The organism is Pseudomonas sp. GW821-FHT03A09, from assembly GCF_059421065.1.
Genome location: NZ_JBWKUX010000003.1, coordinates 174,388 through 196,017, shown reverse-complemented (window position 1 = coordinate 196,017; position 21,630 = coordinate 174,388). Strand labels below are relative to the sequence as shown.

The 21,630-nt window shown below is 60.7% G+C and carries 15 protein-coding genes; 10 read left to right on the top strand and 5 right to left on the bottom strand.

Annotation, left to right across the window (positions count from 1 at the left end; genetic code table 11):
* Nucleotides 1-508 precede the first annotated feature (508 nt).
* From hydA to preA, 3 genes are all read left to right on the top strand, one after another.
* Nucleotides 509-1,948 (top strand): dihydropyrimidinase, encoded by a 1,440-nt coding sequence (gene hydA, locus AC07V4_RS06180; protein WP_492635561.1) that lies wholly within the window; start codon nucleotides 509-511, stop codon nucleotides 1,946-1,948.
* Nucleotides 1,949-2,111: 163 nt separating this feature from the next.
* Nucleotides 2,112-3,479: an NAD(P)-dependent oxidoreductase gene (locus AC07V4_RS06175; RefSeq protein ID WP_492635562.1), complete on the top strand. Its 1,368-nt coding sequence runs from the start codon at nucleotides 2,112-2,114 to the stop codon at nucleotides 3,477-3,479.
* Nucleotides 3,479-4,753, top strand: a complete 1,275-nt coding sequence (gene preA / locus AC07V4_RS06170; protein WP_492635563.1) for an NAD-dependent dihydropyrimidine dehydrogenase subunit PreA — start codon at nucleotides 3,479-3,481, stop codon at nucleotides 4,751-4,753. The genes AC07V4_RS06175 and preA overlap by 1 nt, the downstream gene beginning before the upstream one ends.
* A 122-nt stretch (nucleotides 4,754-4,875) precedes the next feature.
* Here preA and AC07V4_RS06165 read toward each other — a convergent pair whose 3' ends face one another.
* Nucleotides 4,876-5,496, bottom strand: a complete 621-nt coding sequence (locus AC07V4_RS06165; RefSeq protein WP_431751272.1) for a TetR/AcrR family transcriptional regulator — start codon at nucleotides 5,494-5,496, stop codon at nucleotides 4,876-4,878.
* Between the two features lie 143 nt (nucleotides 5,497-5,639).
* Here AC07V4_RS06165 and AC07V4_RS06160 point away from each other — a divergent pair, with 143 nt between their 5' ends.
* From AC07V4_RS06160 to AC07V4_RS06130, 7 genes are all read left to right on the top strand, one after another.
* Complete coding sequence (locus AC07V4_RS06160) at nucleotides 5,640-6,083, top strand: GNAT family N-acetyltransferase (RefSeq protein WP_492635564.1); 444 nt, start codon at nucleotides 5,640-5,642, stop codon at nucleotides 6,081-6,083.
* A 17-nt stretch (nucleotides 6,084-6,100) separates the two neighbouring features.
* The gene (copC, locus tag AC07V4_RS06155) at nucleotides 6,101-6,466 is read left to right on the top strand and encodes a copper homeostasis periplasmic binding protein CopC (protein WP_431751270.1); all 366 of its coding nucleotides are present in this window, start codon (nucleotides 6,101-6,103) and stop codon (nucleotides 6,464-6,466) included.
* Between the two features lie 3 nt (nucleotides 6,467-6,469).
* A complete protein-coding gene (gene copD, locus AC07V4_RS06150; RefSeq protein ID WP_492635565.1) occupies nucleotides 6,470-7,327 on the top strand; it encodes a copper homeostasis membrane protein CopD in 858 nt (285 codons plus the stop codon).
* 181 nt (nucleotides 7,328-7,508) lie between these two features.
* Nucleotides 7,509-8,768, top strand: a complete 1,260-nt coding sequence (locus AC07V4_RS06145; RefSeq protein ID WP_492635566.1) for an OprD family porin — start codon at nucleotides 7,509-7,511, stop codon at nucleotides 8,766-8,768.
* A 218-nt stretch (nucleotides 8,769-8,986) separates the two neighbouring features.
* The gene (locus AC07V4_RS06140) at nucleotides 8,987-9,805 is read left to right on the top strand and encodes an NAD-dependent epimerase/dehydratase family protein (protein ID WP_492635567.1); all 819 of its coding nucleotides are present in this window, start codon (nucleotides 8,987-8,989) and stop codon (nucleotides 9,803-9,805) included.
* Between the two features lie 3 nt (nucleotides 9,806-9,808).
* A complete protein-coding gene (locus AC07V4_RS06135) occupies nucleotides 9,809-10,684 on the top strand; it encodes an SMP-30/gluconolactonase/LRE family protein (protein WP_492635568.1) in 876 nt (291 codons plus the stop codon).
* A gap of 10 nt (nucleotides 10,685-10,694) precedes the next feature.
* Nucleotides 10,695-11,591 carry an aldose 1-epimerase gene (locus tag AC07V4_RS06130; protein ID WP_492635569.1) on the top strand — a complete coding sequence of 299 codons (897 nt, stop codon included), beginning with the start codon at nucleotides 10,695-10,697 and terminating at the stop codon, nucleotides 11,589-11,591.
* A gap of 67 nt (nucleotides 11,592-11,658) precedes the next feature.
* On the opposite strand, the gene AC07V4_RS06125 is transcribed toward AC07V4_RS06130, so the two are convergent.
* From AC07V4_RS06125 to AC07V4_RS06110, 4 genes are all read right to left on the bottom strand, one after another.
* Nucleotides 11,659-12,804: an HlyD family secretion protein gene (locus tag AC07V4_RS06125; protein ID WP_431752414.1), complete on the bottom strand. Its 1,146-nt coding sequence runs from the start codon at nucleotides 12,802-12,804 to the stop codon at nucleotides 11,659-11,661.
* On the bottom strand, nucleotides 12,801-14,444 hold the full coding sequence (locus AC07V4_RS06120) for an MFS transporter (RefSeq protein WP_492635570.1): 1,644 nt from the start codon (nucleotides 14,442-14,444) through the stop codon (nucleotides 12,801-12,803). Before AC07V4_RS06120 ends, AC07V4_RS06125 begins: the two co-directional genes overlap by 4 nt.
* Nucleotides 14,445-14,558: 114 nt before the next feature.
* Complete coding sequence (locus tag AC07V4_RS06115; protein ID WP_492635571.1) at nucleotides 14,559-16,220, bottom strand: ShlB/FhaC/HecB family hemolysin secretion/activation protein; 1,662 nt, start codon at nucleotides 16,218-16,220, stop codon at nucleotides 14,559-14,561.
* 3 nt (nucleotides 16,221-16,223) lie between these two features.
* On the bottom strand, nucleotides 16,224-21,518 hold the full coding sequence (locus tag AC07V4_RS06110; protein WP_492635572.1) for a YDG domain-containing protein: 5,295 nt from the start codon (nucleotides 21,516-21,518) through the stop codon (nucleotides 16,224-16,226).
* Between the last annotated feature and the right edge of the window lie 112 nt (nucleotides 21,519-21,630).

Here is a 21,630-nt window from a genome sequence, read left to right as displayed (position 1 = left end):
CATCACGGGCCCGGACAGCCGCCACTGCACTCAATAACCGTGCCGACAACTGCCCTCGAACCCGCACCGCTTATATAACCTGCTGATGTTTATCAGCTTTCCGATTGCGCCTTCGGTACTTGCCACATTACTCAGGCTAAATAACGTGAAAGTTGCTCGAACCGTCAGGACTCAATCTGGTGCAACACAATTATTTTTATTTCCCATGCCCGTCAAGAGGCATATCTCAAGCGTCTGATTTGCAATAAGAAATGTTGCTTATTTTATGAACCTGTCAAGCGCGTCAAAATGGTGAGAGACCGCTTCATTTTGGTGATTTTTTATTTTTATCCTTATAAATCATGATATTAAACACTATATAAGCTTATAAAAAATCTTCTTGCCCAATCGAAAAACTCGGGCTAGCTTCTATTCCTGTCACCGATGACAAGAATCAACCGACCATCGGTAAGCAGTATTACAACACTTAGAACTGGCACAAGCCGGTCAAGCCTGTGAGGAACTCGACATGTCGCTGTTGATCCGTGGCGCCACCGTTATTACCCATGATGAAAGTTACCGCGCCGATGTTTTATGCGCAGGCGGTCTAATTCGCGCTATTGGCACGGATCTGGATATTCCCGCAGGCACTGAAATACTCGATGGCAGCGGCCAATACTTGATGCCAGGCGGCATCGACCCTCACACCCATATGCAACTGCCCTTCATGGGCACCGTGGCCAGCGAAGATTTTTTCAGTGGTACGGCGGCAGGTTTGGCGGGCGGCACTACGTCGATCATCGACTTTGTGATTCCCAACCCGCAGCAGTCACTGCTCGAGGCCTTTCACCAATGGCGCGGCTGGGCGGAAAAATCCGCAGCCGACTATGGCTTTCACGTCGCGATCACGTGGTGGAGCGAGCAGGTCCGCGAGGAAATGGCCGAGCTGGTCAGCCATCACGGCATCAACAGCTTCAAGCATTTCATGGCCTACAAGAACGCGATCATGGCGGCGGACGATACGCTGGTCGCCAGTTTCGAACGTTGCCTGGAGCTGGGCGCAGTGCCCACGGTGCATGCGGAGAACGGCGAGTTGGTGTACCACCTGCAGCGCAAGCTGATGGCCCAGGGCATCACCGGGCCGGAAGCGCACCCGCTGTCGCGCCCGTCACAAGTGGAAGGCGAAGCGGCCAGCCGCGCCATTCGTATCGCTGAAACCATCGGTACGCCGTTGTACTTGGTGCACGTCTCCACCCAGGAAGCGCTGGACGAAATCACCTATGCCCGCGGCAAGGGCCAGCCGGTCTACGGCGAAGTCCTCGCCGGCCACTTGTTGCTGGACGACAGCGTTTACCAACACCCCGACTGGCAGACCGCCGCAGGCTACGTGATGAGCCCGCCTTTCCGCCCACGCGGGCACCAAGAGGCGCTGTGGCATGGCCTGCAATCGGGCAACCTGCACACCACCGCCACCGACCATTGTTGCTTCTGCGCCGAGCAAAAAGCTGCCGGCCGTGACGACTTCAGCAAGATCCCCAACGGCACCGCCGGCATCGAAGACCGCATGGCGTTGCTGTGGGACGAAGGTGTCAACAGCGGGCGTTTGTCGATGCAGGACTTCGTCGCGCTGACTTCCACCAACACCGCGAAGATCTTCAACCTCTACCCACGCAAAGGCGCGATCCGTGTTGGCGCAGATGCTGATCTGGTGCTGTGGGACCCCCAGGGTACGCGGACCATTTCCGCCAAGACCCACCATCAGAAGGTCGACTTCAACATCTTCGAAGGCAAGAGCGTACGCGGTGTGCCGAGCCACACCATCAGCCAGGGCAAGCTGGTCTGGGTCGATGGCGACCTGCGCGCCGAACGTGGGGCCGGGAGGTATGTGGAGCGGCCGGCGTATCCGGCAGTGTTTGAGCAGTTGAGCAAGCGGGCGGAGCATTCCAGGCCCACTGCTGTGAAACGCTGAAAGCGGCCTTCGGCCTATCGCGGGCAAGCCCGGCTCCCACATTTGAACGATGTGAACCCGATCCAATGTGGGAGCTGGCTTGCCTGCGAAGGGGCCAGCACAGGCAACACAAAAACCAATGCCCATCAGAGGCAGCACCTCAAATAACCGTGAGGCCAAAACCGTGATCCAGACCCTGACCCACCTCCCCCACCCGCATGAAGATGGGGCAACGTTAGCCAGCCACTTCACCGACCTGGCACCGCCCCTCAACGCCCGCCAGGCCCAACTGGAAGCTTCACGCTGCCTGTATTGCTACGACGCGCCATGCGTGAACGCGTGTCCCAGCGAGATCGATATCCCGTCGTTCATCCGCAATATCCACACCGAAAACGTACAGGGTGCCGCTCAGAAAATCCTCTCGGCCAACATCCTCGGCGGCAGCTGCGCCCGGGTTTGCCCCACCGAGATCCTGTGCCAGCAAGCCTGCGTGCGTAACAACGCCGAGGAATGCGCCCCGGTGTTGATTGGCCTGTTGCAACGCTACGCCATCGACAACGCGCACTTCAGCGAGCACCCGTTCCAGCGCGCGGCGTCCACCGGCAAACGCATCGCCGTCATCGGTGCCGGGCCTGCGGGTTTGGCCTGTGCTCATCGCGCCGCGTTGCACGGCCATGACGTGGTGATTTTCGAAGCGCAGGAAAAGGCCGGCGGCCTGAATGAGTACGGGATCGCCAAGTACAAGCTGGTGGATGACTTCGCGCAGAAGGAGTTGGAGTTCCTGCTGCAAATCGGCGGCATTGAAATTCGCCACGGCCAGCGCCTGGGTGGCAACCTGACCTTGAGCGAACTGCACCAGCAATTCGATTCGGTGTTCCTCGGCCTCGGCCTGGCCGCCAGCAAACAACTCGGCCTGCCCCACGAAGATGCCCCCGGCCTGCTTGCCGCCACCGACTACATCCGCGAACTGCGCCAGGCTGACGACCTCACCCAACTGCCCCTGGCCGACCGCTGCATCGTGCTCGGCGCCGGCAACACGGCCATCGACATGGCCGTGCAAATGGCCCGCCTCGGCGCTCGCGATGTGAACCTCGTGTACCGCCGTGGCCTGGCGGACTTGGGCGCCACTCAGCACGAACAGGATATTGCCAAAGCCAATCAGGTCCGCCTGCTGACCTGGGCTCAACCCGAAACAGTGCTGCTCGATGATCAGGGCCACGTACGCGGCATGCGCTTCCTGCGCACGCGCATGGAAAACGGCCGCCTGCACCCCACCGGTGAAACCTTCGAACTGGCCGCCGATGCGATCTTCAAGGCCATCGGACAAAGTTTTGACAGCGAGGCGCTGCACGACCCGCTGGCCCAGCAACTGCGCCGCGTCGGCGAGCGAATTTTCGTCGACGAACACCTGCGTACCAGCATTCCAGGCATCTATGCCGGCGGTGATTGCGTCAGCCTCGGCCAGGACCTCACCGTGCAGGCCGTGCAACACGGCAAGCTGGCCGCAGAGGCCATGCATGCCCAACTCATGCTGAATGTGGAGGCTGCGTAATGGCCGATCTCTCGATTGTGTTCGCCGGTATCAAAGCCCCGAACCCGTTCTGGCTGGCCTCTGCGCCGCCCACCGACAAAGCCTACAACGTGGTCCGCGCCTTCGAAGCCGGCTGGGGCGGCGTGGTGTGGAAAACCCTGGGCGAAGACCCGGCAGCGGTCAATGTGTCGTCTCGCTACTCGGCCCACTACGGTGCCAACCGTGAAGTGTTGGGCATCAACAACATCGAGCTGATCACCGACCGCTCCCTGGAGATCAACCTGCGGGAAATCACCCAGGTGAAAAAAGATTGGCCCGACCGCGCGCTGATCGTGTCGCTGATGGTGCCTTGTGTCGAGGAGTCCTGGAAAAACATCCTGCCCCGGGTGGAGGCCACCGGCTGCGACGGTATCGAACTGAACTTCGGCTGCCCCCACGGTATGCCCGAGCGCGGCATGGGTGCCGCAGTGGGACAGGTACCGGAGTATGTGGAGCAAGTGACACGCTGGTGCAAGACGTACTGCTCGCTGCCGGTGATCGTCAAGCTCACGCCGAACATCACCGACATCCGTGTGGCGGCGCGGGCCGCCTATCGCGGTGGCGCGGATGCGGTGTCGCTGATCAACACCATCAACTCCATCACCAGTGTGGACCTGGAACGCATGGTCGCCCTGCCGATGGTCGGTAGCCAAAGTACCCACGGCGGTTATTGCGGCTCAGCGGTGAAGCCGATTGCCCTGAACATGGTCGCGGAAATCGCCCGTGACCCGCAAACCCAAGGCCTGCCGATCTGCGGCATCGGTGGCATCGGCAACTGGCGCGATGCGGCGGAATTCGTCGCCCTGGGTTGCGGCGCGGTGCAGGTGTGCACGGCGGCGATGCTGCATGGGTTTCGGATCGTGGAAGAGATGAAGGATGGACTGTCACGTTGGATGGACAGTCAGGGCTACACGAGCCTGCAGGACTTCTCCGGACGTGCGGTGGGCAATACCACGGACTGGAAGTACCTGGATATCAACTACCAGGTGATCGCGAAGATTGATCAGGCGGCGTGTATTGGCTGCGGGCGCTGCCATATTGCTTGCGAGGACACATCGCACCAAGCCATCGCGAGTCTGAAACAGGCGGATGGCACGCATAAATACGAGGTGATCGATGATGAGTGTGTGGGCTGCAACCTGTGCCAGATCACCTGCCCGGTGGCGGACTGTATCGAGATGGTGCCGATGGACACGGGCAAGCCGTTTTTGAATTGGACGCAGGACCCGCGTAATCCCTACAGGGAGGCTGTGTAATTCTTTAGATCGCTATCGGGGGCAAGCTCCCTCCCACATTCGACCGTATTCCTTCAGGTGAAATGCGGTCAACTGTGGGAGGGGGCTTGCCCCCGATGAGGCCATCAGCCTTACCACAAAGTTCAAGGCTCCAACCCAATCCCCCGCAAAATCACACTGGTCACCGTCTGGATCGCTTTCTCGAACTGCATGTCCGACAACGGCTGGTGATCATTCAGAATCGTCACTTGGTGATCAAAGTCCGCATAGTGCTGGGTCGACGCCCAGATCATGTACAGCAGACTCGACGGCTCCACCGGCAGGATGCGTTTATCTTCCACCCACTGGCGAATTTTCGCTTCCTTCATCTTGGCCCAGTCGTACAGGCTTTCATCCAGCGCCTGACCCAAGGTCGGCGCGCCGTGGATGATTTCGTTGGCCCAGACCTTCGACCCATAGGGCCGCGTCCGCGAGCGCTGCATCTTGGCGCGGATGTAACTGCTGAGTACCACGCGCGGGTCATCGAAGGTTTCGAAGCTCAGGGCGTCCTGCTTCCATACCTCCAGCAGGTCGAAGAGTACGGCGCTGTAAAGCTCGCTCTTGGTGGTGAAGTAGTAATGCAGGTTGGAACGCGGCAGCTGCACTTCTTCGGCGATATCGGCCATGGCGGTGCTGCCATAGCCTTTCACGGCGAAGACTTTTTCCGCCGCCAGCAGGATTTTCTCGACGTTGACCCGACGAATTCCGATCTTGTGATTGCCCATAAGGGCTCCCTGACAACAACATGGCCCCAAGACTACCATCGGCTCTAGACCGCGGCGACACGCCACAATGAAACTTCTGACGCGAAGCTTTCCCCTGGAAAACGGATTGGTTAGCATCGCGGTCCCTATGAAGGATCATGATCATGACGATTAGACCGCGTGTGGCCACCGACGACGCAGTGCTGGGCGCACTGTGGGAGCGCTCGGTGCGTGCCACCCATGACTTCCTCCCCGAGGATGATATCCAGCGTTTGCTGCCGCTGGTGCGCGACACTTACCTGCCCATGCCGGCCCTGGATGTGTGGGTGTATGAAGACCCAAACGGTATCGCCGGTTTCATCGGCACCGGTGGGCACAATGTGGAAATGCTGTTTATCGACCCCGACCGTCGTGGCCAGGGTATCGGTCGGCAATTGCTCGACCATGCCCGCGCCCGCCATGACACCCTGACGGTGGACGTCAACGAACAAAACCCACAGGCCGTGGGGTTCTACCTGCACTATGGTTTCATCCAGGTCGCGCGCTCGCCGCTGGATGGCGAAGGCAAACCCTTTCCCTTGCTGCACATGGCTCTACCGACTTCCTAACCTGAAGGTATTGAACAATGTTGATCAAGAAAGCCCTGACCACCGTCGCCCTGCTCGCTTCCCTGCTAGGCGCCTCTACCGCGTTCGCCCACGCCCACCTGAAAAGCTCGACGCCTGCGGCCGACAGCACAGTCGCGGCACCCGCCGACCTGCGTCTGACCTTCAGCGAGGGCGTCGAAGCCACCTTCACCAAAGTCTCCCTGAGCAAGGACGGCACCGAAGTCGCGATCAAGGGCCTGGAAACCCCCGACGCCGACAAGAAGACATTGGTGGTCACGCCCGCCGCACCGCTTGCCGCCGGCAACTACAAAGTGGTGTGGAACGCGGTGTCGGTCGATACCCACAAGAGCAACGGTGAATACAGCTTCAAGGTCGGCCAATAACCCATGGCGACGCTGCTGGTCCTGTGCCGTTTTGTGCATTTCATCGTCGTGCTGTTGATGTTCGGAGCCTGTGCCTTCAGGCCCTGGCTGTTGGGCACTGAACTGCACCCGGCACTCGACCGGCAACTGCTGCGCCTCACCCGCGTACTCGCCTGGCTGGGGTTGTGCTCCGGCGTGGACTGGTTGCTGTTGATCACCGCCAACATGGCCGGTAGCTGGGACGCGGCGCTGCAACCGGACACTGTGCAACTGGTGCTGGGTAAAACCTTCTTTGGCCAGGTGTGGGTCTGGCACCTGTTGCTGAACCTTGTGCTGGTGGTCGTGCTGAGTAGACCCTGGCCGGCCATGCGCCTGCCGATCCTCGCGCTGCTGCTCGCGACGTTGGCACCGGTGGGCCATGGCGCCATGCTCAATGGCCTGAGCGGGCAACTGCTGATCCTCAACCAAGTGGTGCACCTGATGTGCGTCGGCGCCTGGCTCGGTGGGTTGTTGCTGTTGGTGCTGATCCTCAAGCAGCCGCAACGCTATGCGCTGGCAGCGATTCTCAAACGCTTCAGCGGGGTGGGTTATGGTCTGGTCGCCGGTCTGCTGGTCACGGGCTTGATCAATGTGCGCGTGCTGACCGGGCAGCTGTGGCCTACGCCGTTGTTCAGTGGGTTCGCGCTGATTCTGTTGATCAAGGTGCTGTTGGTGCTGGGCATGTTGGCACTGGCACTCCTGAACCGCTTGCGTATCGACCGCTGCGAAGAACGCCTGGGCAGCTTAAAGGCCAGTGTGATGCTGGAATGGTTGCTGGGCGTGGCGGCGGTGGCAGCCGTTTCGCTGCTTGGCACGCTCCCGCCGATGGTCATTGCCAACTAAGACCTCACGTTGGAATGCACTCAAATGTGGAAGCAAGCCCTCCCACACTTTTGATCGATATCGATCAAGTCATCGTATAACTTCTAGTTGACAAGCCCCAGAAACCTCGCAAATATCTCCATCAATGTTGTACGACAACGTATAACAAATAATAAAAACAACAAAAAAATGGAGCTTCACTGTGAGTTCACTCGCCCGCAATTCCTCGCGTCTTGGTTTTCTCGGTCTCGGTAGCCTGGCGTTCACGCTTCCCTTCAGTGCCCAGGCCGACGGTTTTCTCGACGACGCCAAGGCCACGCTCAATCTACGCAACGCCTACTTCAACCGTAATTTCACCGACCCTACGTTTCCCCAGGCCAAGGCCCAGGAGTGGACGCAGAACTTCATCCTCGATGCCAAATCCGGCTTCACCCAGGGCACCGTGGGTTTCGGGCTTGATGTGCTCGGCCTGTATTCGCAAAAGCTCGATGGCGGCAAAGGTACGGGTGGCACCCAACTGCTGCCGCTCGACAGTGATGGGCGCCCCGCTGACAACTTCGGCCGTCTGGGCGTGGCGTTGAAAACCAGACTGTCGAAGACCGAACTGAAGGTCGGCGAATGGATGCCGGTGCTGCCAATCCTGCGCTCCGACGATGGTCGTTCGCTGCCCCAGACTTTTCGCGGCGGCCAGGTCACGTCGAATGAAATCGCCGGGCTGACCCTCTACGGCGGGCAGTTTCTCGGCAACAGCCCGCGCAACGACTCGAGCATGGAAGACATGTTCATGAACGGCAAAGCCGCGTTCACCTCGAACCGCTTCAACTTCGGCGGCGGCGAATACACCTTCAATGACAAGCGCACCCGAGTCGGTGTGTGGTACGCCGAACTCAGCGATATCTACCAGCAACAATTTTTCAACCTGACCCACAGCCAGCCGGTCGGCGACTGGACCCTGGGTGCCAACCTCGGTTTTTTCAACGGCAAGGAAAATGGCCGCGCCTTGGCCGGCAACCTCGACAACAAGACCGCTTACGCCCTGCTCTCGGCCCGCTACTTCGGCAACACCTTCTACGTGGGTCTGCAGAAGCTCACCGGCGACAGTGCCTGGATGAAGGTCAACGGCACCAGCGGCGGCACCCTGGCCAACGACAGCTATAACGCCAGCTACGACAATGCCAAGGAAAAGTCCTGGCAGGTGCGGCATGACTTCAACTTCGTGGTACTCGGCATTCCCGGCTTGACCATGATGAACCGCTACATCAGCGGCAATAACGTGCACACCGGAACGATCACCGACGGCAAGGAATGGGGACGCGAATCGGAACTGGCCTACACCGTGCAGAGCGGCGCACTGAAGGATCTGAATCTGCGCTGGCGCAACGCAACGATGCGGCGGGATTTCAGCAATAACGCGTTCGATGAGAACCGGATATTCATCAGCTACCCGATTTCACTGTTGTAGCATCGCGTTCCCAACCGCAAAAAATCCTTTGTGGGAGGGGGCTTGCTCCCGATAACGGTGCGTCAGTCACCGGATGCATTACTGATAGACCGCTATCGGGAGCAAACCCCCTCCCACAGGTTTGGTCTCGCCTGCCTACAAGGACGTTGACAATCCAGGGAATCCATAACGATACTTCGCTAAGTCATACGACAACCTACAACAACAATGGAACGCCCATGACCAACACAACGCCTGCCCCCTTTGATCGCCTGCTCCTCACCGGCGCCGCCGGCGGCCTGGGCAAAGTCCTGCGTGAACGCCTGCGCCCTTATGCCCGCGTAATGCGCCTGTCGGACATCGCCAATATGGCTCCGGCCACCGATACCTCCGAAGAGGTGCATCCTTGCGACCTCGCCGACAAACAAGCCGTGCACCAGTTGGTGGAAGGTGTGGACGCCATCCTGCACTTCGGCGGCGTGTCGGTAGAGCGTTCCTTCGAAGAAGTACTGGGCGCCAACATCTGCGGAATTTTCCATATCTACGAAGCCGCCCGCCGCCATGGCGTGAAACGCGTGATCTTCGCCAGCTCCAACCATGTGATCGGCTTCCACAAACAAGGCGAGACCCTCGACGCCCACTCCCCTCGCCGCCCGGACAGCTACTATGGTCTGTCCAAATCCTACGGCGAAGACATGGCCAGTTTTTACTTTGACCGTTACGGCATCGAGACCGTGAGCATCCGTATCGGCTCCTCGTTCCCCGAGCCGCAGAACCGGCGGATGATGCACACCTGGCTGAGTTTCGACGACCTCACGCAACTGCTGGAGCGTGCGTTGTACACACCCAACGTCGGCCACACCGTGGTCTACGGCATGTCGGACAACCTCGATACCTGGTGGGATAACCGCTACGCCGCGCACTTGGGTTTTGTGCCCAAGGACAGCTCCGAAGTGTTCCGCGCCCAAGTCGAAACCCAGCCCCCCGTGGCTGACAACGATCCGGCCAAGGTCTACCAAGGCGGTGCATTCTGCGCGGCCGGGCCGTTCGGTGACTGACCCATGACCGCTCAATTGATCGTCGATGCCCGCAATGCCGTAGGTGAATGCCCGGTGTGGGTGCCCGAGGAAAATGCCCTGTACTGGGTGGACATTCCCAACGGCGGCCTGCAACGTTGGAGCGCCACTACCGGGCATATCGCAGCCTGGAAAGCCCCGCAAATGCTCGCCTGCATGGCGCGTACCGATGCCGGCAACTGGATCGCCGGCATGGAAACCGGCTTTTTCCAACTCACCCCACACAACGACGGCAGCCTCGATACCACACGTTTGGCAACCGTCGAACACCCGCGTGCGGACATGCGCTTGAACGACGGACGCTGTGATCGCCAGGGCCGTTTCTGGGCTGGCAGCATGGTGCTGAACATGGGTTTGAATGCGGCCGAGGGCAGCCTGTACCGCTTCATCGCAGGTAAGACGCCCCAAGCTCTGCTGAGTGGTTTTATCACCCTGAACGGCCTGGCCTTCAGCCCCGATGGCCGCACGATGTACGCTTCGGACTCGCACCCGTTGGTGCAACAGATCTGGGGGTTCGACTACGACATCGAAACCGGTACACCGTCCAATCGCCGCGTATTTGTGGATATGCACCAGCATCCCGGCCGTCCCGACGGCGCGGCGGTCGACGCCGACGGTTGCTATTGGATCTGCGCCAACGATGCAGGTTTGGTCCACCGCTTCACACCAGAAGGTCGCCTCGACCGCTCCCTCAGCGTGCCGGTGAAGAAACCCACCATGTGCGCTTTCGGCGGCAGTCGCCTGGACACGTTGTTCGTCACGTCGATCCGTGATGACCAGAGCGAGCAGTCCCTGGCCGGCGGTGTATTCGCCCTCGACCCCGGTGTCCAGGGGTTGCCCGAACCCACCTTCGCACTCTAGGTGCATGACCATGCTGATCGAACTGGAAGACCACCTGACCCACCTCACCCTGGCCCCGGCTACAGGTGGCAGTATCGTCAATTGGCATGTGCGCGCCACCGGGCAACCGTTGTTGCGTCACAGTGATGAGCACGCGGTGAGCAGCAGTTTGCCAGGCAAGCTGGGATGTTTTCCATTGGCGCCCTGGTCAAACCGGATTGCCCAAGGCGGCTTTGATAACCCCGATGGTTGGCTGGCACTGACGCCGAACAGCCTCACCGATCCACTGCCGATTCACGGCTCGGCCTGGCAACAGGCGTGGCAAGTGATCAGCCACACGGCAGATGAAGTGGTGCTGGCGATGGAATGCGACACGCCGTTTGCCTATCGTGCCGAGCAGCGGTTTCGCTTATACGGTGGCGAGCTGAGCATCGGCTTGAGCGTGACGCATCTGGCTGAACACGCAGCGTGGCATGGGTTGGGCTTGCATCCCTATTTGCCGCGTAGGCCGGGAACGCGGTTACAGGCCAAGGCATCGCAGGTGTGGATGAGTGATGCGTCCAAACTGCCTACCGGACTGGCACCGGTTCCGGTGGATTGGGATTTCCAGCAGCTCAAGGCATTGCCGGAAGGCTTGGTGGATAATGGGTTTTGCCAGTGGGACGGGCGCTGTCTGATCGAGCAGCCGGAGTTGGGGTATGCCTTGGAATGCCAGGCCACCGGCGCCGATTACTTCCTGCTGTATTGCCCACCGGGGCTGGCGTTCTTTTGCATTGAGCCGGTGAGCCATCCGGTGAATGCCCACCATCTACCTGGGCGTCCAGGCTTGAAGCGACTGGAACAAGGCCAGTCGACCCACCTCGAATTCAGCTTGAAATACACCACAAATGTGGGAGGGGGCTTGCCCCCGATAGCGGTGGGTCAGTGACATGATTAGTGGCTGACCTATTGCAATCGGGGGGCAAGCCCCCTCCCAAGTTTTGGTCCTTTGTGTATCAGGGCGGACTGTTTTTCAGGCGCCCTGCCGTGTCGATACTCACCACCACCGACAACCCTGGCCGCAACCGCTCACTTTCGGCCTGATCCGGGTCTACCGTAATCCGCACCGGCACGCGCTGGGCGATCTTCACGAAGTTGCCGGTGGCGTTATCGGACTGCAACAAACTGAACTCGGAACCGGTCGCCGGGGAAATATGCTGCACCGTGCCGTGAAACTTGCGGTGGTTCAGCGCATCCACGGTGAAGGTCACCGGCTGGCCGACCTGCACATTGTCCATCTGGGTTTCTTTCATGTTGGCGATCACCCACAACTGCGGCGGTACCAGGGCCATCAGCTGTGCGCCGGAATTGACGTAGGCGCCGAGGCGCACGCCAATCTGCCCCAACTGGCCGTCACGCGGTGCGGTAATGCGGGTATTGGACAGGTCGATCCGCGCCAATTCCACCGCCGCCTCGGCACTCGCCACGGCGGCTTCCAGTGAACCGCGATTGACGATCACCGTTTGCAAATCCTGCCGGGCGATTTCCAGGCTGGCCTGGGCCTGGGCCACCGAGGCAATCGTCTGCGCATTCGCCGCACGGGTCACGTCCAGCTCGCGCTTGGACACCGAGCCGTCGCTGATCAATTCTTCATTGCGACGCAGGTCCGCGGTGCTCTTGCGCGACTGTGCCTCGCTGTCCGCCAACGCAGCCTGGCGCAGCTTGATGGTGGCTTCGGCGCTGTTGCGCTGCTGCACCACATTGGCCAACGAGGCCTTCTGCACGGCCAATTGCGCCAGCGCCTGGTCGAGGCGCTGCTTGTAGATGCGGTCATCCAGGCGCACCAACAAGTCGCCGGTCTTCACATACTGAAAGTCCTGCACCGGCACTTCAAACACATAGCCGCTCAGTTGCGGGCCGATAATCGTCACTTGGCCGCGCACCAAGGCATTCTCGGTGGTTTCCACGGCGCTGCTGAACGGCGGCAATTGCCAGGCATACAGCACGATCAGCACGCCGACGATGGCAATCGCGGCAAAGCCCAGGGAAGAAATAATCCGCACCCGCAACGGCCGCAGCTCGGTGGGCACGGCGCCGGGCGGCGTGCTGCCTTCGGGTGTGGCGGCGATGGCAGTGGTGGTGGTCGTTGAAGGTTCAGTCATGAAGATACGCCGCTGGGTTGAACGGGAGTGGCTGCTTTGGTGGTGCTTAACAGCCATAGGCTGCGGATAAAGATCCAGATCATGGTCAGCATCGCGATGATCGCGATCAGCATGAAGACATCGTTGTAAGCCATTACGTTCGCTTCCCGGGTCGCCGCCGTGGCGAGGCTGCGAATGCCCATGAGGTTGCGCAGTTCCGGGTCGGCGACGATACCGCCATAGGCCGAACCGCCGCTCTGTACCCGCGCGGCCACACGCGGGTCAAGCAACGTCAGGTGCTCGACGATCATGCTCGAATGGTACTTCTCGCGCACGATCTGGAAGGTACCGAGCAACGCCGCGCCGATCAGGCCGCCGAGGTTCTGGCAAATACCGAACATCACCGAAAAACTCACCAGGTTGCGTGGGTTGGTCAGCACATTCTTGGTGCCCAGTACCATGGTCGGTCCCAGGAAGAAGGTGCCACCAAAGCCCAACAGGAACTGGCTGATATACAGGTTTTGCGGTCGGGTCAGGTTGCTGGAGAAACTGTCCATCACGGAACCCGTGGCCATCAGCGCCAGGGAGATCACCAACGGCATCAGCAAGTGCGCCGGGTTGATGGTCAACGCGCTGACCACCAGCCCGGCGATCGCACCGGCCAGCATCACCACGTAGAGCGTGTGCATCTGTTGGTAGCTCATGTTCAACATCTGCATGAACCCCACCGCGCCGGTGGACTGCTCGGACAGCACCATGCGAATCAGGACCACCGCGAGCGCCAGGCGGATCATCACACCACTGCCCAGCCAGCGGGTCATCAGCATTGGGTTGGCGCGGTTATGCTCAATGGCCAGCCCCGCCATGATCAACACCAGCGAACAGGCCGAGGCAATGCCGACCCACGGTGCTTCCAGCCACCAATCGATCCGTCCCAGGGACAGCACCGCGCACAGCAGGGCGACGCCGGTGGCGAGGATGGCGAAGGTCAGGAAGTCGAGTTTTTCGAAGGTCTTGAAGCGATCGCCCGGCGGCAACTTGAGCAGGAACACGCAACCCAGGCAGATCAGCGCCATGCCCAGTTCGAACAGGTACAGGCCGCGCCATTCGGCGATTTGCAGCAAGTCCTCGGAGAACAGCCGCGCCAGAGGCAAGGCGAGTTGCGCCGTGCCCAACCCCAGCACCAGCGCTTTCAAGCGCCATTTGGCCGGGAACGCCTGGATCATGTAGTACAAGCCCAGCGAACTCAGTGCGGCCCCCACCATGCCGTGGGCCGCCCTCACTGCAATCGCCGAGCTGAGGTCGTTGACGAATAAATGGCCGAAGGTCACCAGCGCATACAGCACCAGGAACACTTCGGTAAACGCGCGCAAGCCAAACTGCTGGCGAAACTTCACCAGCAGCAGGTTCATGCACACGTTGGTCATCACATAGGCGGCAGGCAGCCAGGCCATTTCCGCGGTGGTCGCACCGAGTGCGCCTTGCAGGTATTGCAGGTTGGCGATCACCAGCGCGTTACCCAGGCCCCCGGTGATGGCCACCAGCACACCGACCAGCGCAAACAGCCAGCGCCTGGGCGTGGAATGCAGCGGCGTCGACGGTGAGCCGGGCAAGCTCGGTCGCTCGTGGGGCTGCCAGGTGTGGGGGGTGTATTTGTCCATTCGATGGCCTTGATGACCGGCGCTTTGCGCCGGTGGGTCCGTGACTCAGGGAGTAGTAAACCTGAGGGGAGTTCATCTTGCCAGTTTCCGAGGGTCATCCGGCCTGACTGAAGGTCAGAACGCCTTGCTGACCTGCGCCCATACCCGTGGCGTACGTGCCACATCGCTCTGCGGATCGGCATTGCCCAGGCGCCAGGCCGCCACGGTGCTCAGCCGCCAGCCGGAAAGGCTCCAGTTGGCGCCGACACCGGTGGCCGACAAGCTGCGGTGGTTCTCACCGCTCGCCCAAGTGTCCTTGTTCAGCCGCACCGCGCCGTGATCGACAAAGGTCAGCAGGTTCCACTGTTCAGTCAGGGCATAACGCAGCTCAAGGTTGGCCACATAACCCTGGTCGCCGGACGCCTCGCCCTGAGGGTAGGCGCGTACCCCAGTTGCACCGCCCAGGCTGATTTTCTCGGAAGAGTCCAGGTTGCCGTTCGCCCACTGGCCCTGCACTTGCCCATACAGGCTGAAACGGTCACTCAGGCGCTGCAGGCGAACCACGCTCGGGTTGATCTTCTGGAAGCGCCCGGCGGTTTTGGCGGTGAGGCCGTCGAAGAACTTGTCGAACGCCTCATCCAGGTTGAGGCTGCCCTCGCTCCAGGCCAGGGAGAAGGCAGTGACGCCGCCGCCCAACAGTGTGTCGCGCAGGTTGCCGTCGAGGCTCGCGGTCACGACCCGCGACTGCTTTTTACTCTGTGAGTCGTACAGGTCAATGTCGTCGCGCAGGTGTTTGTGGTCGTACTGCAATTGCGCATTCAGGCTGAACTGGCGGCTGCGAATCAGTGGCTGCTGCACGAACACACTGGCGATGCGCGCATTGCCCTTGGCGTCGAGGTCATTGAAGTCCTTGGCCAACTGGTAGTCCATGTCCGAATAGGCCACACCCACTTGCGTCGACCAGGGGCCGATCGGCAACTGATACGCGGCGCGATAGTAGTGCTGGTCTTCATCGCTGCCCATCACCCGCACACTCGCCTGGTCGCCGATGCCCAAAGGGCTGGCCAGGTTCAGTGTGCCGCCCAGGCGGTACTCGCCGGTGAAGCGGTTGCCGTAGTTGTCCAGGTCGACCTGGCCGGAGAGCAGCGGTGCAGAGTTCACGTCGACCACCAGGTCGGTGGCGCCTACCGTCGTCCCCGGTTGCAAGGTCGACTGGATAGCCACGCCCGGCGTTTGTTGCAGCTCAAGCAAACTGCGCTCCAGCGGCGCGGCGCGCACGGCTTCGCCAGGTTCCAACGCCGAGAGCGGCGCTCGCAGGGCGAAGTCACGCACACGGGAGTGGTTGTTGAGTTTGATCTGGCCATACTGGCCTTCCAGCACAGCGACGCTGACCACCCCACCGTCAATTTCCTGCGCAGGCAAATACGCACGCGCCAAGGGGTAGCCTTTCTGGCGATACAGCTGGGTGATCCGCGCTACGCCCGCCTGGATCTCACCGAGGCTGACGGTCCGGTTTTGCAGGTCGGCCAACAGGGGCAGCAATTCGTCGCTGCCAATGGCGGTGTTGCCGGTCAGCTTGAACGCATTGACCTGCAGGGTCGGCCCACTGGCTTGAACGCGAGTGTCTGGCGCCGCAGGCAGGTTCAATTCCAGGGTCTGCCGGGGTGGCAGGGTCAAAGGCTGGTTCTGGATCTCTCGAATCGACTGCCCGGCATCCGGGGCGCGTTCGGCGCCATGGGCTGCCCCTGCCACGACGGTCATTAAGGCAAGGGTGATCGGGTTTAAACACAAACGCATGAATCAGAGTCCTTCTGGCAGGCGCAGGCCTTGGTCGATAAGGGTGTAGAGGTCATTGGAGCGACGTGGCCCTGGCGGGGCGATCGGCAGCACCGGCGCAGGCAGGTTATGCAGCGGGCGCACCGTGCTGATGACTTCTGCCAAAGGGACCTGCTGCGGCAATGGCGGTTGAACGGGCACCTGCGGGGCCACCGTCAATTGGCCATCGATGTAGGCAATGTCGTAGTTGGTAGCTGACTGGCCGGCCGCACTGACGCGGTACACCCCGGCAGCGGAACTGCCGGTGGCCGCAGTACTGAAGGCCAGGTGGCCGTTCAAATCCCATTCGGCACTGTCCTCGCCCAGGAAACCTTTGTAGGTCACCCCGAACACCGGGTTGGGCTGGCCTTGCAGTTTGCTCGCGTCGTTGACACTGACGGTCAACGCCGCCTTGGTAATGTCGGCTGTCGTGTGGGCGTAAGGATGGACCGTATAGTTACGCAAATCGCTGCCGGCCAGGTTGATCTCGTAGATCTGAACACCTTTACCGGTGCCAGCCTCCTGGTTGGCGAAGCGGCCGTAGGCGGAATCCACCGCCAGATGATCACCTTCGACCAGGCCGTTGATGTGCGCATTGGCCAGGTTCAGCGTGGTGTTGTAGGTGGTGTCGTACACCTTGTTATCAGCGGTGATACCGCTGACGGTCACAAACTTGGGTGTGATATTGGCCGATACCCGGGTGATCATGTCGCCGACTGTATAATTGCTCGCATCCTGGCCGCCGAGGGTAAAGTCACGAGCGCCCACAGGCTTGAACCATTCGGCATTCTTGTCAAGGAAATAGCCGGTCGCCCCCGTCAAAAAGACGTAATCGTTCCGCTCCACGCCATAGACCCCTGCGCGCGTAAGGTTCAAGGTGGCCACCGTGGTCCCATCGTAGACTTTATTCGCAGCGCGCACGCCCCAGATGTTGACTTCCTTGGGCGTGATGTCTGCCGTCGTCGGCCCGGTGCTTGCCCGATAATTGCGCGCGTCGGCGCCGGTCAGGTTGAAGTTGCTGATATCGACGGTCTTGCCGACGCCCACATTCTTGTCGCTGAAGCGGCCAGAGGCAAAATCTGCCGCCAACTGATCCCCGGCGACCAGGCCGTTAAAAGCCGCATTGGCCAGGTTCAGGCTGGCGCTCGTGCGCGAGTCATAGACCTTGTTGTTGGCGGTGATGCCCGTGACGATCACGTCTTTGGGCGTGATAAACGCACTGGCCCCGCCAATACCGCTCACCCAATAGTTACCGGCATCCGCACCACTGAGGGAAAGATCGCTGATGGTGACGTTCTTGGCGCCGGCGTTCTTGTCGTTGAAGTGACCGGTGGCGGCGCCTACAGAGAGGTCATCGCCTCTTACCTTGTCACGAATGGTTGCAGTGCCCAGGTCCAACGCTGCCAGCGTCGTGCCGTCGTAAACCTTGTTGGCAGCGGAGATAGAATTAACGGTGATTTCCTTGGGCGTGATGCTCGATCTGAGCACTACATTGGGATTGATCAGGTAGTTGCTCACACCATTGCCCAACAGGCTGAAACTGACGTTGATGATTTTACCGGCGCCGACATTCTTGTCGGTGAAGCTGCCGATAGCGCCGGCCAGCTCGACCCAGTCGCCTGCTAACAGGCCGTCAAGGCGGTAGTTGCTCAGATTCAGGTAGGCAAAGGTGCTGGCGTCGTAGATTTTGTCGTAAGCGCTGATGTTGCTTAAGGACAGGCTCTTGAGTGAAATATTCGCGCGGGCCGTGGCATTGCCGGGCACCATATAATTGTTGCGGTCCTGGCCACCGAGGCTGATGCTGCTGATACCCACGGTTTTATCGCTGCCCGCGTTTTTGTCGGTGAAACGGCCAATAGCGCCGGCTATCCAGAGCGAATCACCCGGTACGATGCCGCCAAAGACGGGGTTCAAGGTATTCAGGTCGGCCGTGACGTTTCCGTCATAGGTCTTGTTGGCGGCCGTGATGCCGCTGACCGCCAGGCTTTTAGCGGTGATCGTGGCGTTTGCGAACACAGGCAAGGCATTCAACTGGTAGTTGCCGGCGTCCAGGCCGCCCAGCGTGATCCCCCTGATGTCGACGGCCTTGCCGGTGCCCACATTTTTATCGCTGAACAGCGCAATAGCGTTGGCCACCGAAAGGGAGTCGCCCGCTACACCGTTGTTGAAGCGCACGTTGTTCAGGTTGACGCTACCCGTGGTGTTGCCGTCATACACCTTGTCATTGACCGTAATCCCACTGACCGTCAACAGCCTTGGGGTAATCGCCGACGTCAGCCCCACAGGCGTGACAAGGCGATAGTTGGAGGCTGATCCGGTGGTGCTGAACAGCGTGCCGTTGAGGACAACCAGGGGTTTTATCAGACCGACGTTACGGTCATTGAAGATGCCGTTACCAGTGAACCCCAACTGCTCACCGTTGACCACGCCCTGCAAGGTTGCGAAGTGCACCGAAGTGCCTTGGGAGCCGTCATAGACTTTGTCGGCGTATACCTGGGTGACGGTCACGTCCTTTGGCGTGATTCTGCCGGTCACATAGGACGGTGTGAGAAAATAGTTACCCGCTGCCTCACCGCCGAGCCCCAGCGTCACGCCGATGCGGGTGCCGACGTTCTTGCTGTCGAACTGCCCGGTGGTGGTCAAGCGGCCAACGTCCCGGGCCATCACGCCATTGAAAACAGCACCGTTCACCGACGCAGTGGTCGTGCCGTCATACACCTTGTCGGCCACCGCCGCACCGACTTGGCTCAGCGGCGCCTTGCCCACTGAAAGCCGGCCATCGACGTAGTTGATCGAATAGCCATACTGGCCGCCGGTGGAGGCCAGGCCGCTCAGTTGCAGACTATAGTCGCCGGCGTCTATTGCCCCGGCCCCCGTGCCGCCCACCACCACATTGCCGACCAACCGTGAATCGCCTTGCGCCGAAGCGTTGTAGCTGCCGGCATAGGCTTGGCCATCGTATGTTTTAGCCGCGCTGTTGGCGGTATAGGTCAGTTGCGTCATGAAGTTGCGCAGGTACGGGCCGGAAATACCGTCGTAGACCACCCACGTGCCATTCATGTCCCAACCGGCATTGGCGAAGGTGGCACGGGTGTGGGCCTGGTCATCTGTCAGCCCGGTCGCGCCCGCCTCTGCGTTCGGTGTACCAACGCTCAACCCGGTCCCGGTGATGTTCCAGAAACTGTTGGTGATTCGGCCGTTGGCGTTGCCGCCCGCCAGCCCGCCCACTGTGCCTTGGGTCGCGGTGACGGCACCACTGGCATAGCTCTTGTCGATCAGGCCACCGGCCAGATTCCCCACCAAGCCACCCGCCTGGTTCTGGCTGGCGTTCACTGCGCCACTGGCGTAAGCATCGCGAATGGCGCCGCCGGCGGACAACTCGCCGACCAAACCACCCACGCCGGATAAACCCGAGACCGCCGCGCTGGAAAAGACATTGCTCAGTGTGCCCGCACTGGAACCTGCCAAGGCCCCCGTGAGCGCACCGCCGTTGACGCTGCCACCGTTGAGCCCCAGGTTGCCGACTCGCCCGGTACTGCCGATGGCACCGAACAGCCCCGTACCATTCTGGCCCGGACGGTTCAGGGTGAGGTCCTTGATAAAGTGCCCGTTGCCTTCAAGGACACCGGTGAACGCCGCACTACCGCCCAGAGGATCGAAACCTGCCCCGCCGTTCCAGCCGCTGGTAGCACCGGCATCAATGTTGGCGCCCAGCACAAAGTGGCCATTGAGCGCACCGTTGATCCCTTGCAAATCAGCGCCACTGGTGCTGCCGGCCGCGCCCAGGTCTGTGATGACGGTGTAGTCGACCTGAGCGCCATCGCGCCCTTGCTTCGTGCTGTAATTCTGGCCGGCCGCCAGGTTCACCGGGGCCTTGACGTTCACTTTGGCGGTATTGCCCGCCGCCGGCGCACCCTGGCCATATTGCAGGACCAGCCTGGCGCTGCCGGAGCCGAACAGTTCGCGGTTGATATTGATGGTGTTTTGCGCCGTGAACGTCAGCGTGTTGGCGCTCCACGTAATGCTGTCATTGACGTGGATATCGCCCAGCCCCTGCACACTCCCGGCGTCACTCTGGATCTGCACGTTGGTGCTCTGCAGGTTGCGGGTGACGGTGGCGCCGGACATGTCGCCACCGCTGGCGGCAATGGTGAAATCCGTCGGATCTACCCGCCAGGTGCCGGTCTTGCCCTTGGAGGCGGCGGTGCTGATCTGTGCCGAATCGGCGACTTTCACATGAGCGCCGGAGGTCTCGATAAAGCCACCATTACCCGTGGGGGCCGAGGCATCCAGGGTGCCGGCGACTTGCACGGTGCCGCCTTCGAAGCCGCCGAGCAGGACGATCTTGCCGCCCTTCTCGCCCAAGGTGCGGGCCTCGATGATCCCGGTGTTGTTGACCACCGTTTGCAGCAGCGCGTCGCCGGCCTTGGCGGTCATGACCACTTGGCCGCCGTCGGCCTGGATCAGTTGTTTGTTCTGCACCAAGGCATTCTTGGTGGCTTCGTCCACTTGCACATTCAGCAAGCCGTCGCCCACAAAGTCCAGGCTGATTTTATTGCCTGCGGCCAAGGCGACGCTGCCTTGCCGGGCGACAATCACCCCTTCGTTGCTGACCGTACCGCCGAGCAACGCTACGGCGCCGCCATCACCCGCCTTGAGCGTTCCCTGGTTGACCACAGCGGCATTGCCCGCCTCGCCCTGGCCCTTGAACTGGTAGTTGCCTGCCGCGAAATCCTTGTTGGAGATATCCAGGGTCGAGGCCACCAACCCGCCGACATCCACCGACGCGCCTTTACCGAACAACACGCCGTTGGGGTTGACCAGGAACACCTGACCGTTGGCATTCAACTGGCCCATGATCTTCGAACCGTCACTGCCGACCACACGGTTCAGCGCGACCGAGTCCTTGCCCGGCTGCACGAAGGTGACTGACTTGTCCGCGCCAATGTTGAAGCTCTGCCAGTCAATGGCGAGCTTTTGCGAGGACTGGTTGATGATCATTTTCTGCTGGTCAGGCGTGAGGATCTGGCCGTTGCCGAGTACCACTTTGCCACCGCTGGGCAAGTCCACCGCCAGGGCCGGCATGGGCGCCAGCAACCCGCCGCCGAGCGTCAACGCGATGGCCACCGACAGCCGCTGCAAGCGGCCTTTACCCTGCGTATTCTCAGTGTCTGAAATGGCGCCGACAGTGCCGCGCTTGCCCTGTCGGCTAGCGTTTTCGCTGGCAACTACCCATGCGTTAAGGCTGTGATTCCAGATCACACTGAAAATGCGGTTCATAGAGCAAATCGTCCCTGGAGGCTCAAAATGGCACCGTGCCATCAATTCAGGCGCGATTTTGCCTTGCCCAAACGCATTTGTATGCGCCCCAGGGAAAAATATTTCAGCACCG

Excerpts from the sequence above, each read along its gene's own strand:
- hydA (WP_492635561.1), top strand. The coding sequence starts at position 509 with ATGTCGCTGTTGATCCGTGGCGCCACCGTTATTACCCATGATGAAAGT.
- preA (WP_492635563.1), top strand. The coding sequence starts at position 3,479 with ATGGCCGATCTCTCGATTGTGTTCGCCGGTATCAAAGCCCCGAACCCG.
- AC07V4_RS06165 (WP_431751272.1), bottom strand. The coding sequence starts at position 5,496 with ATGGGCAATCACAAGATCGGAATTCGTCGGGTCAACGTCGAGAAAATC.
- AC07V4_RS06160 (WP_492635564.1), top strand. The coding sequence starts at position 5,640 with ATGACGATTAGACCGCGTGTGGCCACCGACGACGCAGTGCTGGGCGCA.
- copC (WP_431751270.1), top strand. The coding sequence starts at position 6,101 with ATGTTGATCAAGAAAGCCCTGACCACCGTCGCCCTGCTCGCTTCCCTG.
- copD (WP_492635565.1), top strand. The coding sequence starts at position 6,470 with ATGGCGACGCTGCTGGTCCTGTGCCGTTTTGTGCATTTCATCGTCGTG.
- AC07V4_RS06140 (WP_492635567.1), top strand. The coding sequence starts at position 8,987 with ATGACCAACACAACGCCTGCCCCCTTTGATCGCCTGCTCCTCACCGGC.
- AC07V4_RS06135 (WP_492635568.1), top strand. The coding sequence starts at position 9,809 with ATGACCGCTCAATTGATCGTCGATGCCCGCAATGCCGTAGGTGAATGC.
- AC07V4_RS06130 (WP_492635569.1), top strand. The coding sequence starts at position 10,695 with ATGCTGATCGAACTGGAAGACCACCTGACCCACCTCACCCTGGCCCCG.
- AC07V4_RS06125 (WP_431752414.1), bottom strand. The coding sequence starts at position 12,804 with ATGACTGAACCTTCAACGACCACCACCACTGCCATCGCCGCCACACCC.
- AC07V4_RS06120 (WP_492635570.1), bottom strand. The coding sequence starts at position 14,444 with ATGGACAAATACACCCCCCACACCTGGCAGCCCCACGAGCGACCGAGC.
- AC07V4_RS06115 (WP_492635571.1), bottom strand. The coding sequence starts at position 16,220 with ATGCGTTTGTGTTTAAACCCGATCACCCTTGCCTTAATGACCGTCGTG.
- AC07V4_RS06110 (WP_492635572.1), bottom strand. The coding sequence starts at position 21,518 with ATGAACCGCATTTTCAGTGTGATCTGGAATCACAGCCTTAACGCATGG.